At 44.4% G+C, this 13,831-nt stretch carries 13 protein-coding genes and 1 tRNA gene; 5 read left to right on the top strand and 9 right to left on the bottom strand.

Translation table 11 applies throughout. From position 1 onward, the window contains the following. The first annotated feature begins 82 nt into the window (after nt 1-82). Complete coding sequence (locus Q1A23_RS14710; protein ID WP_299824628.1) at nt 83-853, top strand: outer membrane lipoprotein-sorting protein; 771 nt, start codon at nt 83-85, stop codon at nt 851-853. 70 nt (nt 854-923) lie between these two features. Here Q1A23_RS14710 and ung read toward each other — a convergent pair whose 3' ends face one another. After that, nucleotides 924-1,586: a uracil-DNA glycosylase gene (gene ung, locus Q1A23_RS14705; protein WP_299824627.1), complete on the bottom strand. Its 663-nt coding sequence runs from the start codon at nt 1,584-1,586 to the stop codon at nt 924-926. A gap of 98 nt (nt 1,587-1,684) precedes the next feature. On the opposite strand from ung, the gene apaG reads away from it, so the two are divergent. Both apaG and Q1A23_RS14695 read left to right on the top strand, forming a co-directional pair. Then, a complete protein-coding gene (apaG, locus tag Q1A23_RS14700; RefSeq protein ID WP_299824625.1) occupies nt 1,685-2,071 on the top strand; it encodes a Co2+/Mg2+ efflux protein ApaG in 387 nt (128 codons plus the stop codon). A gap of 163 nt (nt 2,072-2,234) precedes the next feature. After that, a complete protein-coding gene (locus tag Q1A23_RS14695) occupies nt 2,235-3,020 on the top strand; it encodes a class I SAM-dependent methyltransferase (protein WP_299824623.1) in 786 nt (261 codons plus the stop codon). A gap of 38 nt (nt 3,021-3,058) precedes the next feature. On the opposite strand, the gene Q1A23_RS14690 is transcribed toward Q1A23_RS14695, so the two are convergent. From Q1A23_RS14690 to Q1A23_RS14680, 3 genes are all read right to left on the bottom strand, one after another. Next, complete coding sequence (locus Q1A23_RS14690; protein ID WP_299824621.1) at nt 3,059-3,820, bottom strand: DUF695 domain-containing protein; 762 nt, start codon at nt 3,818-3,820, stop codon at nt 3,059-3,061. Nucleotides 3,821-3,844: 24 nt separating this feature from the next. Next, on the bottom strand, nt 3,845-4,654 hold the full coding sequence (gene kdsA, locus Q1A23_RS14685) for a 3-deoxy-8-phosphooctulonate synthase (protein ID WP_299824619.1): 810 nt from the start codon (nt 4,652-4,654) through the stop codon (nt 3,845-3,847). 186 nt (nt 4,655-4,840) lie between these two features. After that, nucleotides 4,841-5,425 carry a methyltransferase domain-containing protein gene (locus Q1A23_RS14680; protein WP_299824617.1) on the bottom strand — a complete coding sequence of 195 codons (585 nt, stop codon included), beginning with the start codon at nt 5,423-5,425 and terminating at the stop codon, nt 4,841-4,843. A gap of 106 nt (nt 5,426-5,531) precedes the next feature. Here Q1A23_RS14680 and Q1A23_RS14675 point away from each other — a divergent pair, with 106 nt between their 5' ends. Together Q1A23_RS14675 and Q1A23_RS14670 are read left to right on the top strand one after the other, a co-directional pair. Beyond that, nucleotides 5,532-6,473 carry a hypothetical protein gene (locus Q1A23_RS14675; protein WP_299824615.1) on the top strand — a complete coding sequence of 314 codons (942 nt, stop codon included), beginning with the start codon at nt 5,532-5,534 and terminating at the stop codon, nt 6,471-6,473. Between the two features lie 47 nt (nt 6,474-6,520). Continuing rightward, nucleotides 6,521-6,667, top strand: a complete 147-nt coding sequence (locus Q1A23_RS14670) for a hypothetical protein (RefSeq protein ID WP_299824613.1) — start codon at nt 6,521-6,523, stop codon at nt 6,665-6,667. Between the two features lie 76 nt (nt 6,668-6,743). Here the strand turns inward: Q1A23_RS14670 and cphA are convergent, their stop codons facing one another. The 5 genes from cphA to Q1A23_RS14645 all read right to left on the bottom strand — a co-directional run bounded on the left by cphA (nt 6,744) and on the right by Q1A23_RS14645 (nt 13,819). Further along, nucleotides 6,744-9,371: a cyanophycin synthetase gene (gene cphA / locus Q1A23_RS14665; RefSeq protein ID WP_299824611.1), complete on the bottom strand. Its 2,628-nt coding sequence runs from the start codon at nt 9,369-9,371 to the stop codon at nt 6,744-6,746. A gap of 366 nt (nt 9,372-9,737) precedes the next feature. Further along, nucleotides 9,738-9,808, bottom strand: a tRNA-Cys gene (locus Q1A23_RS14660). A 145-nt stretch (nt 9,809-9,953) separates the two neighbouring features. Further along, a complete protein-coding gene (locus tag Q1A23_RS14655; protein WP_299824609.1) occupies nt 9,954-10,535 on the bottom strand; it encodes a flavodoxin family protein in 582 nt (193 codons plus the stop codon). A 188-nt stretch (nt 10,536-10,723) separates the two neighbouring features. Continuing rightward, complete coding sequence (rpsA, locus tag Q1A23_RS14650; RefSeq protein WP_299824607.1) at nt 10,724-12,619, bottom strand: 30S ribosomal protein S1; 1,896 nt, start codon at nt 12,617-12,619, stop codon at nt 10,724-10,726. Between the two features lie 687 nt (nt 12,620-13,306). Beyond that, complete coding sequence (locus tag Q1A23_RS14645; RefSeq protein ID WP_299824605.1) at nt 13,307-13,819, bottom strand: HNH endonuclease; 513 nt, start codon at nt 13,817-13,819, stop codon at nt 13,307-13,309. Between the last annotated feature and the right edge of the window lie 12 nt (nt 13,820-13,831).

The following is a 13,831-nucleotide window of genomic DNA, read 5'->3' as shown; positions in this document are numbered from 1 at the left end:
AAATACCTTTAGGCTGGGAAATAAAGTATAGCCTGTCACATTGTTTTTTTAGTACCTTTCGCATCTAAAATAACACTACACTATGAAAAAGAACCTTTTAAGTTGGGCAAGTATGCTTTGCATCTGCCTAGCCAGCCTGGGCATTTGGGGCTTTGCCTCGCCTGCCAAACCAGAAGCCATTACAAACGGCAGCAACCTCGTTAAAGCCATGCACAGCCGCTGGCATAAAAAGTGGTATCCCAATTTTGCTTTCGAGCAGCGCGCCATTTACTACGACGGCGAAACCATCTCCAAAGAAGAAGTATGGCAGGAAGTATACAGCCAGCCTGGCAACCTGGGCATCCGGTTTAACGGTTTCGAGAGCGGCAACGGTGTCATCTTCCGGCAAGACTCCGTTTATACTTTCCAGGATAATAAATTACAGGGTAAAACGTACCAGATACACCCACTCCTGTTGCTTTGCTTTGATGTATACTTTCTGCAGCCTGAGGTTTCGGTAAACAAACTGCAGAAAATAGGATTTGACCTGTCTAAAATAACGGAAGCCAAATGGCAGGGACGCGATGCCTATGTTATCGGAACTGCTGATGCCAAAGACAATACGACTCCCCAGTTTTGGGTAGATAAAGAGAGGCTTTACATAGTGCGTGTGCTAACTAACCCAAAAGGCACGCCACGCGAGGTAGAGATAAACAATTATAAGAAACTAGAGGGCAAGTGGGTAGCAACTGAGGTTATCTTTAAAACTGACGGAAAAACTACGCTGCGCGAAGAATATTTCAATATGCGTTTCCCGAAGGCAACTGATACAGCTTGGTTTGACCCGGCACAGTTTGCCTCCGTGCGTTGGTAACCTGAAGTTATACTTTTGCAGGCACCCCTGCCCCCTTAGCTAAGCAAGCATCAGGGGTGCCTGCAAAATATTACCAATTAATAGGCTCCTGGCCATGCTCAACTAAATAATTGTTGGCTTTGCTAAAGTGCCTGTTCCCGAAAAATCCTCTGTCGGCTGCAAAAGGTGACGGGTGTGCCGATTTAAGCACAAGGTGTTTACGCTCATCTATAAAAGCGCCTTTTTTCTGGGCATAGGCTCCCCAAAGCATAAACACGACATGCTCCTTTTTATCATTTACCTGTTGCACCACGGCATCGGTAAATGCCTCCCACCCCTTTTTCTGGTGCGATCCTGCATTGCCTGCTCTTACAGTAAGGGTTGCATTTAATAGCAAAACACCTTGCTGGGCCCACCTTTCCAGGTTCCCTGTTGCCGGAATCTCTTTACCCAGGTCAGTTTTAATCTCTTTAAAAATATTAAGAAGCGAGGGAGGCGTGCGCACCTGGTCGCTTACTGAAAAAGCAAGCCCGTTTGCCTGGTTAGGCCCATGGTATGGGTCCTGGCCAAGTATAACTACCTTCACCTCATCAAAGGGGCACATCTGAAAAGCATTAAAAATCTGGCTGCCGGGTGGGTAAACTTTTTGAGAAGTGTATTCGTCTTTAACAAAAGAGACAAGATTTTTGAAATAAGGTTTTTCAAATTCATCTTGCAGCACATTTTGCCAGCTTTCTTCTATCTTTACATTCATGAGCGTTAGGAGTAGTAAGTTTGGTTTAACACGAATAAAACCACAGGAGCAACCTTTGCATCCCTTTACGGTTTTAAGTATACAAAAAACTCTGTAACATGGATACAAAAACGACAGAAGGTGTAAAAGTTACGGTTACCACCAATTACCTTCCAGACTATTCCAGTCCTGTGCAGCAGCATTATGTATTTGCCTACAAGATAAGTATAGAAAATAATTCTGAGTTTACAGTTAAGCTACTGCGCCGCCATTGGTACATACACGATGCTACCGGCGTTGTACGCGAAGTAGAGGGTGAAGGCGTAGTGGGGCAGCAACCGGTACTGGAACCCGGCGAATCGCATGAATATGTGTCGGGTTGCAACCTGAAAACAGGTATGGGTAAAATGCGTGGCACTTATTTAATGGAGCGTATGGTAGACGGGAAAAAGTTTGATGTAACTATACCTGAGTTTACCCTCATCGTGCCTTACAAGCTTAACTAGAGGCCTAATTCTTAGTTTAAATTGGTGCTTTGTGTTCCTATCTCTAATGGAGGCTGACCTAACAACTTAAATACTTCTTTTAATTGGATCAACTGCATGATGCTGGGCTTTAAATTGACATCCGCTACATCGTCAGCAATTTTATAACGCAACAAATACAGTAGTGCTACCCTTCCACCTCGCAGCCCATTACGCTTTATACAGAGCTAAGGCTTACAAATTGCATGGCGTACATTCCCCGTTCATTTTCGACCTGTATCACAATGTTATACTGCACGATGGATTTTATGTAGATTATGGTAACGTGGAGGCGCTGCGAAGCGAACTGCTGCAGGACGATACACAGCTGGAGGTTACAGACTTTGGAGCAGGGCCAAAGGCTGGGGCAAAGAAAACAAGAATTGTTAAAGGCATTGCCAGATCATCGGCTAAACCGGAAAAGTATGGACAGTTGCTTTTCAGGCTGGTCAATCATTTTCAACCTGAAACAGTTTTCGATCTGGGTACATCGCTTGGCATTACTACCAGCTACTTAGCCTCAGCGCGTAAAAATGGTAGCATTTATACTTTTGAGGGATGCCCAAACATTGCAAGCCAGGCGCAGCAGAACTTTAAAAAGCTCGGTTTAGATAACATACATCTTATTACCGGCAACCTGGACGAGACGCTACAAATGCAGGTACATATGGTTAAGCACATTGATTTTGCGTTTTTTGACGGCAACCATCGCTACGAGCCTACCATGCGTTACTTTAACCTGTGCCTCAGCAAACACCACGAGTACAGCGTTTTTGTGCTTGATGACCTTTATTGGTCAGCGGAAATGAAACGTGCCTGGCAGGAAATAAAGAAGCACCCGCAGGTGCTTCAGACTGTTGATTTATTTTATATCGGGTTAGTTTTCTTCAGGACTAGCCAACCAAAAGAGCACTTTACGCTATACTTCTAGCCTACTGTTATACTTAAGCAGGCTATTCGTGCGTCTTGCTAATCGTTTTCTTGCACTACCTGGGTTTCCCAGCCGTCAAATTCGCCATCGTACTGGTTTGCAAGGGTTGTAAGCATTTCAGTTACCAGGTAAATAGTCTCCTCATTGGCTTTACTTTCGTTCCACAGTACAAGTTTGAAAGGTAATTCGCCCTCTTCTTCTATTTCCTCCTCTACCCCAAGCGAACTCAGGATATCTTCTTTCGCAGCAGCTCTGTCTTCTGCTGTTCGGAAGTATAAGTAATAGGTAATTTTACGGGGAATAAAAGATTGATCGCCCTGCAACTCCAACTCCTGCAGTATCCTGTTATTTTTAATGCGCAGCAGGCTGTCCTCGTCCGGGAAGAGGTACTCAAAGTAAACTTCCCAGGTGGGGTCTTCGGTTACCTGGTGCTCAAAGGAATACTCCGGAAACTGTATCCGCAACTCATCGAGCATCTGCTCCAGCAAAAGGGTATCGCCGCTGTAAAAGTATACGCCTCTTCGCCCGCTATTCAGGGTTTTGCCTACAAACACAGCTTCCAGGCTTTTCTCGAAGCTGCTTACCAGCATATCCTCAATTTCCTCCAGTTTTTTCCACTCCGCATTATCCGGAAAACCATCTTCGTTGGTGGTCAACAAACCCACCATCACCTCAATTAAATGAGGCTTATCAGAAAGAGGAGCCAACTTATGAAGGCCCAAATCTACGCTGATAAAGGCGGGAGCATCCTCAAGGTAGCAGAAATACACATCCCAATCGGATTGGTAGGCGCTGTCCATATGTGCTTTTTTAAAATTTAAACCTTACTTGATGGCTTCTCTGATGCGAACAAGCTTAGTAAGTAATCCTTCTAACTGATCCAGCGGCAACATATTAGCGCCATCAGACTTAGCTATACTTGGTTGCGGGTGAGTTTCGATGAAAAGACCGTCGGCTCCAACGGCAATGGCTGCTTTGGCAATAGTCTCGATCAGGGCAGGTTTACCACCGGTAACTCCGGAGCTTTGGTTTGGCTGCTGCAGCGAGTGCGTTACGTCCATCACAACAGGAACATTGTTCGCCTGCATTTCCGGCAGGTTTCGGAAATCAACCACCATGTCGGAATAGCCAAAACTGTTGCCTCTGTCTGTCAGTATAACTTTGTCGTTGCCGGACTGCCTAATCTTTTCTACGGCAAAACGCATGGCGTCACCCGATAAAAACTGGCCTTTTTTTACATTCACAACCTTGCCTGTTTTAGCCGCTGCCACAAGCAGGTCTGTCTGGCGGCAAAGGAAGGCGGGTATCTGTAGTACATCCACGTAAGCTGCTGCCATGGCTGCCTCCTCCGACTCATGGATATCAGTAACGGTCGGGATGTTAAACTCCTGCCCTACCTTCTGCAGAATTCGAAGTGCCTTCTCATCGCCGATGCCGGTAAAGGAGTCAAGCCTGGAGCGGTTGGCTTTTCGGTAAGAGCCTTTAAAAATCAACGGAATCTGCAGCTTATCAGATAACGTTGCCAGTCTTTCCGCAATCTGCAGCGCCATTTCTTCGCCCTCAATCGCGCATGGCCCGGCCATCAGGAAAAAGTTGCCGCTGCCTGTATGTTTTAAGTTGGGTATCTCGAACATGATTTTTATACTTGGTTTAATGCCTTAGGGCAGTACAAAGGTAGCTATAAAGTTAAATAGTAAGAAAACACGCACCTTATTGCCTAAACTTTAAGTCAAAACGTGTAGCTTCTCACTTAAAGTATACCCACCGTTAATGCCTCAGATTGCGGAAATCTAAACTTTAACGTATGGAGGACAGCAGTTCTATTTCTCCAGCACCATGAATAATTCGCTGCCTTGCCGCGGTGGTATGGAGTTATAGGCCTGGCTAAAATGCTTAAACCGAAAGTATGGCTTAAAGTATACTTCATACTCCTCCTTACTGCCGCCAAAGGGTGGGCCGGCCTTATCAAAGGTGATAGAGAACAGCAAACCGGCCAGCTTGCCACCAGGTTCTAAAAGCGATGCTGCTTTTTGTGCATAGGCAGGCCTGAGGGATGGTTCGAGGGCGCAGAAAAAAGTTTGCTCTACCATTAAGTCATACTTGCCTTCCAGCTCAAAAAAATCCTGGTGCAGGAGTTGCTCTTTCGGGAAGTCCGGTACGCGTTCGGCAAAGTTTTGCAGGGGAGCCAGCGCAATATCTACCAGGTATACATGCTTAAACCCGTTGCGGAATAAGTACTCTGCTTCGTAGGCATTGCCACATCCTGGAATCAGGATGCGCAAAGTTTTGTTTTCCAGTTGATCGAAATAACTTTTAAGAGGAGTCGTTATAGCACCAGTATCCCAACCAGTCAGGTTTTGCGTATAACGTTGTTGCCAATAGCTGGCGTTAAAATCTTGCGGCATGCTAATATATTTATAGTGTAAAAGTTTTATATTTGAAACTTACATTACCTAATATCGCTTAAAATACAGTTTTTTCTTAGAAAGAATTTAAACTAAACCCTTACTTATGTCAGTAAACACGCCTGAAAATAGAAGCAACCGTAAACTGTTGATCACGGGCCTTCTTGTTGTCCTACTGAGCATCAATGGTATTCTCATTTACATGAATTATCAGAAAAAGGAGAAGACTGAAGAGCAGGAAGAAATTATCCGGGTTAAAAACCACGAGCTAGAAAACCAGATTAAAGTATACGAAGCGCTGAAGGCCGATTTTGAACGCCAGAGCCAGGAACTACAGGCAATGGGCTTAGAAAACGATTCGCTTGAAGCTAAAATTGCCTCCATCAACTCGGACCTGAACCAGTTGCGCGGCTTCAGAAAAAGCAGCTACAGCCTTGCCGATCAGCGCCGTTTCCGCGATAGAGCGAGTGCCTTTGAAAAACAGCTAAAAGAGAAGGACGCAGAAATTGCGAAGCTGAAAGAAGATAATGAAGTGCTTTATACAGAGAATACCGGCCTGAAAGTAACCCAGAACCGCCTGGCTGATAGCTTAACCACCATGAAAACCACCAACATGGACCTTTCTGAAAAAGTAAAGGTGGCATCGCGGCTGGAGGCGCAAAACATAGCGGTAAACATCATAAACCAACGCGGCAAAGAAAAAGAAGACAGCGATAGCGAGTACCGTGCCAAGCGCGTAGACAAAATTCGTGTTGTGTTTAAATTTGCAAAGAATGATGTAGCAACCAAAGAGCCTAAAACAGTTTACATGCGCCTGATCGAACCTGATGGCGCTGCGCTTTACAACCTATCCATGGGCTCTGGCACTTTTGAGATAGACGGAGAAGACATGTACTATACTGCCAAGCGCGACTTTGTTTTTGATAACACACAACAGCAATTAAGCTTTTTATACGACAAGAACGCTGAATACAAAAAAGGCCAGCATACAATTGAGTTATATGCCGATGGCTTTGTAATTGGAAAGACTACTTTTGTTTTAAAATAAACGCTTAAGACTTTATAAAAGCCCCTGCTAACACAGGGGCTTTTTTATTGCCCACACCAAGGGCTTCTCAAGTTGCTGAGCTTTCTCAAAGTATAAAGACCATACTTATACTTATACTTATACTTATACTTATACTTATACTTATACTTATACTTATACTTATACTTATACTTATACTTAAGAAGCGGTCATAAAAAAAGCCCCACTCCTACGGGTGAGGCTTTAGTCCATCGTTCACATGTAAAAATAGCTCTAACGCGTGCGCTAGAATTAATCAACAAGTATCTTTCGATCCTGTATAACCTTAAAGCTTTCTACCATCCTAACCGCCTCTTGAATGTCTTCGGTAAAAATGGCGATAAAAGAATGCGGCTCCGCATGCTCTAAAGCATAGGCAATGGCACGCATTTCTTCCGGAATAAGCTTAACTGTTTTCCCAGGAGCTACATCTTCTATACCCTGCATAATAGGGCCTGTTATTTCTTCGGCAGTTTTGCCGCGCAAGTCTGAATCAAGGCGCAATATTATCTCATCAAACACCTCTCCTGCCACTCGGCCAATTTCGTAGAAGTCTTCTGGTCTGCGATCGCCTACACCTGCCACTACACCAATTTTTTTGGTAGCTTCCAGTTCCTCCATAAAATCACCTATCGCTCTTAGTCCGCCCACATTATGTGCATAGTCCACTAGCACTTCAAAATCAGGAAACTTGAACAAGTTCATACGGCCAGGCGTCTTGCTCGGTGATGGTATAAACGTACGTAGTGATGTTTTAATATCCTGAACATCGAAATATGAAATATAACCTGCTAATGTTGCAGCTAAAATATTTTCGATGTTGAATTTAGCTTTTCCACCAAAGGTAAGCGGCACATCTGCCACCCGATCTATCCTTATTTTATAGCTGTTTTTGAAGATGGAGATATAGCCGTTTTCAAAGACTGCTGCCAGACCACCCTTAGCAATATGCTTTAGTATGCGGGGGTTACTTTCATCCATACTGAAAAAGGCTACATTACACTCAACTTCTTCGGCCATGGCGTACACCAGGTCGTCATCGGCATTAAGTATTGCATAACCGTCTTTGCTTACACTTTTCGGTATAACTGACTTTAACTGCGCCAGTTCTTCTAAAGTATCAATATCTTTCATACCCAGGTGGTCGGAGCTCACGTTGGTTACAATACCAATGTCGCATTGCTGAAAACCTAAACCTGACCGCAGCAAACCACCCCGGGCACACTCGAGTACAGCAAAGTTTACGGTTGGGTCTTTCAGCACAAACTCCGCGCTGTACGAGCCTGTGGTGTCTCCTTTCTCCAGCAATTTATCCTGTATGTAAATACCATCGGTGGTGGTGTAGCCAACCTGATAGCCTTTGCCTTTTACCATGTGCGCGATGAGGCGGGTTGTAGTGGTTTTGCCATTCGTACCGGTTACAGCAATAATAGGAATACGTCCAGGCGTTCCTCTCGGGAACAACATGTCGATAACAGGTTCGGCCACATTGCGCGGCAAGCCATAAGTCGGAGAAATGTGCATTCTAAAGCCCGGTGCCGCATTTACTTCCAGCACCGCACCACGCGCCTCATTTAGTGGTATGGCAATGTCTGTCGTCATTACATCTATACCACAGATATCTAATCCTATCAGCCCAGCTATACGCTCTGCCATCAGGATGTTGTAAGGGTCTACCAGGTCGGTAACATCTGTAGCTGTACCACCTGTGCTTATATTTGCAGTTGATTTAAGATAAAGCTCCTCTCCGGCCGCCAATACCGATTGCGTAGTAAGGTTCTTTAGCTTAAGTATATTCTGGGTATGCTTGTCTATGTTGATTTTAGTGAGCACTTTTTCATGCCCGACACCACGCCTTGGGTCTTTGTTTTCACGATCAATCAGTTGCTTTATTGTAGATACGCCATCGCCTGTTACCATAGCAGGCGTACGTTTAGCAGCAGCTACAAATTTTCCGTTTATAACCAAAAGCCTGAAATCGAACCCGTTGATGTAGTGCTCTACTATAATATCTTCAGAGAATTTCTTTGCCTCCAGAAATCCTTTTTGCGCATCTTTCAGGTTATTTATATTTATGGTTGCACCCTTGCCGTGGTTCCCGTCCAGGGGTTTAATTACCAGCGGAAAGCCCAGCCAACTGATGGCACGTTTCAGTTCATCTTGTGTTCTGATGGTAGTACCTTTAGGCACCGGAATTCCCGCTTCGTCGAGCAGAGACTTGGTAGCGTTTTTATCTCCGGCTATTTCTACGGCAAAGCAGGCGGTTTGCCCCGTCATGGTGGCTTGTATGCGCTTTTGGTTTACACCGTAGCCCAACTGTATAAGCGAGTGGCGGTTTAACCTGATGTAGGGTATGCCCCGGCTTACTGCCTCCGATACGATGGCATAGGTACTAGGCCCAAAGTACTCATCTTCACGGATATCGTGCAAACGGGTAATATCATCTGCAAGCTTATACTTCTCGCCTTTAACCAAAGCATTCGCGATACGCACAGCTGCGTAGGCAGCATACTCGCCAGCACGTTCTTCCTGGTAAGAATAGATTACCGTAAGGTGCCCTTCTTGCTTGGCTGGGTAGCAACGGCCAAAACCTGAGTCCATGCCGGCCAAGGTTTGTAGCTCCAGCGCTATGTGCTTCACTACATGCCCAAAGGTTGTGCCTTCTTCAACAGTCTTAAAAAAGCCTCCCTCCACTCCCTCGTACGAGCGGTGGCTTACCATGCCCGGGAAGGTAGTCTTAAGTCTTTGGTGAAATTGAGGAATTTGGTTTGTGAGTGTCTGGCTAAGTTCATCTAAAGCCAGTTTAAGAACAATGATCTTGGGGTGCTTCACCGACCAATAGTTCGGCCCGCGCATCACGCGCAAATCTATAATCTTCATGTTTTAATTTGTATGCGTAAGCATTGCTATATTCTATCCATTTGTGTTTTATACTTCCTACGGGATTTGTTTAAATTATCCCTGATGCATAAACAGTTGTAAACCCCTACAGTATGCCTGGCACAAGAGTTTTATACTTTGCTAACTTTTAATGATAGGTCTTAGAATAAGGTTTATGTGAAGGTGCTTTATTTGGTTTTTGTACAGATGCATACGTCAAACCTTATCAAAAGATTATACCTCCACAAAAAAATTTAGTGCAAAAGAAATGGATTGCTGCGTTGTAAAGGTGGCGCTCTGAAATGCCGCCTGAGGGACAGAAGCTTATAAACAAAAAGCCCCAGCAAAAATATTGCTGGGGCTTTGAGGTAACGAGCGGATTCGAACCGCTGTAGCAGCTTTTGCAGAGCTGAGCCTAGCCACTCGGCCACGTTACCGTGTTATTGGAGTGCAAATATACACAGAGAAGTATGTTTGTCAAACTATAGTGGCAAGTATTTTTCCTGTATGGCGTTAAGTAATAAGTTATCAGGGGCTTAATTTATCGTAAGACAGATTAAGCAAACACATTTCCTATTTGGTTTACGCCCCTTTATACTTTTTAAGTTGCTTAACCATTTTTTCGGCAGTTGCTGCATAGTCTGCTTCATACTTCGCCATCAGTTCTTCACGGCTTGTTTTGGCACCCTTCTTTTGTTTCTCCCACAATACAGATAAAGTTGCAAAAGGTGGTAATAACACCCCCACCGCATTAAAAAAATTGCTGACGTTTGCGATAATGTGCTGTGCACCGTCGGAGTCGCCTGTAATTACGATACCTCCAACCTTACCATCCAGCCTGGACTTGTTACCTTCTAATATTTCATCGTGCAGTTCATCAAGGCGCTCGATCACCTTCTGTATCTCCGACGATTGGTTGTTCCACCAAATAGGACTAGCAAAGATTATGATGTCTGCTTTCAGCAACTTCTCTAAAATCAGAGGCCACTCGTCCCCGCTGCCCATGTTATTGTAGGTACCGGGCAAAATAGTGAAATCTACCAACTTGATGATTTCACTTTGAATATTTTCCTTATCAAAATAGCTTCCCAGAAACTCGCATAGAACTTCGGTATTAGACAAGCCTTCTTTTTTTAACGTACCTAAAAGTATAACTGCCTTCATGTTTGATAATATGTTTGCCCAGTAGCGTTTAACGGATTGGCCTGAATAAGTTTACAGTATATTTTTAATTTGAAATTAAGGTTAACGTAGTCAGCACGTGCAGCTGCAATAAACCTTTATGCTTAAGGTATAAAAGCAAAAAGGCCCCGGAGCAATCCGGGGCCTTTTATTATGTAACAAGCTTAAAACTAAGCGTTGTTCTCTTCTTCAGAAGTTTCGCCTTCGTTGTCAGAATCTTTTGCTTTTTTAGCAGCAGCAGCTTCTAACTTCTTAACACCAGCTTCTTTCTCGTTAGAAAGCATTTGCTCTTTCAGAGCAGAAAGTGCATCCAGGTCACCTAATGTAGACTTGTCAGCTTCTTTCTGTACTTTAGGAGCTTTTGGCTCTTTCTTCTCACCAGTAGCAGCAGCAGATGGCTTCTTAGTAGCTTTTGCTACACGTGCAGCATCAGCAGACTCTGTGTGAGTAGAAGTATGAGAAAGGATGATTTTACGATCTTCTTTAGAGAATTCAGTTACTCTGAAATCAAGGCTGTCGCCAACCTCAACCTGAGAACCGTCTTCTTTTGTCAATCCTTTAGGGAAAGAAAAACCTTCGATACCGTATGGTAACTCAAGTACAGCACCACGCTCAGATTTCTCCAGAACAGAAGCTTTGTGTACTGAACCTACGTTAAACACAGACTCGAATGTATCCCAAGGGTTCTCCTCAAGTTGCTTATGGCCTAGCGCAAGTCTTCTGTTAGGAACATCAAGCTCCAGAACAACTACGTCAAGGTTTTCATTAACTTTTACGAACTCAGATGGGTGCTTGATCTTCTTCGTCCAAGACAGGTCAGAAACGTGTACCAGACCATCAACACCTTCTTCAAGCTCTAAGAACAGGCCGAAGTTTGTAAGGTTACGAACAACGCCAGTATGCTTCGTGCCTACTGCATATTTAGTTAACACATCTTCTTTTGTCCAAGGATCTTCAGTAAGCTGCTTAATGCCCAGAGACATTTTACGCTCTTCGCGGTCAAGAGTCAATACAACTGCCTCAACCTCGTCGCCTTGCTTGATGAAGTCTTGTGGGTTGCGCAGGTGCTGTGACCATGACATTTCAGAAACGTGGATAAGACCTTCAACGCCTGGCATCAGCTCAAGGAATGCGCCATAGTCAGCAACGTTAACGATTTTACCTTTAACTCTAGAGCCAACCTCGATTTCAGCTGGCAACGCATCCCAAGGGTGCGGCGTAAGCTGCTTCATACCTAGAGAAATACGCTTCTTGTCTTCATCAAAGTCTAAAACTACAATCTGAACTTTCTGATCAAGCTGCAATACTTCTTCCGGGTGGTTGATACGGCCCCATGAAATATCTGTAATGTGAAGCAGACCATCTACGCCACCAAGGTCGATGAACACACCGAAGTTTGTCATGTTCTTGATAACGCCCTCTAGTACCTGGCCTTTCTCAAGGTTGTTCAGGATAGCGGCACGCTGCTGCTCAAGGTCTTTCTCGATAAGTACTTTATGAGATACAACCACGTTGTCGAAAGCGGCGTTGATTTTCACAACTTTAACTTCCATTTTCTTACCTACAAACACGTCGAAGTCACGGATTGGCTTCACGTCGATCTGAGAACCTGGTAAGAACGCTTCCACACCGTGGATGTCCATGATAAGACCACCTTTGGTTCTTCTCTTAACGATGCCTTCCAGAATGTTGTCATTCTCAAGTGCATCGTAGATGCTAGCCCAGGCAGAAACGATTTTCGCTTTCTTGCGAGACAAGATAAGCTGACCGTTTGGATCTTCCTGGTCTTCGATAAATACTTCAACTTCGTCGCCAACTTTCAGGTCAGGTAGATCTCTGAATTCTGAAACCGGAACCAAGCCGTCAGATTTGAAACCAATGTTCAGGATCACGTCACGATCAGTGATACCAACAACGGTTCCTTTAACAACCTCCTGCTCCTGTACGGTAGTCAGGGTGTCGTCATACATTTTTTCCATTTCGGCTTTTTCTTCTTTGCTGTAGCCGCCGCCGAAACCTTGAGACTCAAACTTGTCCCAATCGAAATTTTCTGGAGAATTACTCATATTGTTTTATTGCTCTGGAGTAGCCACCAGCGTAGAGCAATCCGCTGATTTGGTTTAGGTTATACATTTCCCTGAAGTGTTTCAGGACCATCCACTTGAATGAGGGGCAAAAGTAACAAATTATCATATAAAATACTAACACCTACTACTTTTGCAAGTATGATTTATAGTGAGCGGCAGATAATTTAAGTATACCCCGGAAGAAATTGCGTAAACCAAAGTATTGAGGAAAATCTCGGCACTATACATTGGCGAGGGCTTTAGGCACAAAGTCAGCAGCCTCTGCCTTGCAGTTTACAGCAACCTTGCATAACCGGAAATGTGCTGCGAGCCAACCATACTTTATACTTATAGCTGAGGTAAGGCATCCTATGTTTTTACGGACAGGAAGTATACATATTCAGACCAAAGCGCAGCACGGCTGCGCACAAGGGGTATATGGTTAAGTTAGTAGTATGGGTTAATTAAGTAATTGTGCTTTACCTGCTGGGCAAGCCAAAAGCTCTCATAGAGCTCAACCAGCCTTACAACTGAGGCATCAAAAAGGCAAGAGACAACTTTACCAGGGTGCGGGCGTCTGAAAGCTGCAGTTATACTTTATGATTATATCTGAACATTAACTGCATTCGCATTACCTACTGATTATCCATCCATTACATATGCTTAACTAAATATATTAGTAATAGTTTAATACAACTCTTTTGGCATTCCGAGGTAGCTACTCCAGTCCTGGTTATGAACATTCACCTGCAGTTGCAGGAAGTGTTGTAGCGATGGCCTGATAGGTTTTCGGTTCAGCTTTAGGCCGGCCTCTTCGGGTGTGCGGTCTCCTTTGCGGGTGTTGCAGCGCATGCAGGCAGTAACCAAATTCAGCCAATTGGTCTCCCCTCCCCTGGAGCGTGGCAGCAAGTGGTCTAGCGTAAGGTTTTTAGGTGAGCCGCAGTATTGGCAACTATAGTTATCGCGGCGCATGATATTATGCCTGCTTAGCGCAATGCCATGATAAGGCACACGCACGTAGTTTTGCAGTCTGATAACAGAAGGAACGGGATAAGTATGATTTATGGTGCGCAGGCAAGCATCTTTCAACTTAGCTACTGTTTCAGCTTTGTTCAGGTATACCAGCAAAAAAGCCTTGTGAACAGAGCAAACTGCAATGGCACTAAAATCTTGGTTTAGGATGAGAACTTTATCTTTCATGGCTGCTACCGT

It is taken from the genome of uncultured Pontibacter sp., assembly GCF_947492645.1.
In the GTDB taxonomy this organism is placed as follows: domain Bacteria; phylum Bacteroidota; class Bacteroidia; order Cytophagales; family Hymenobacteraceae; genus Pontibacter.
The sequence above is the reverse complement of the archived record's forward strand: the minus strand, read 5'-3'. Positions and strand labels throughout refer to the sequence as shown.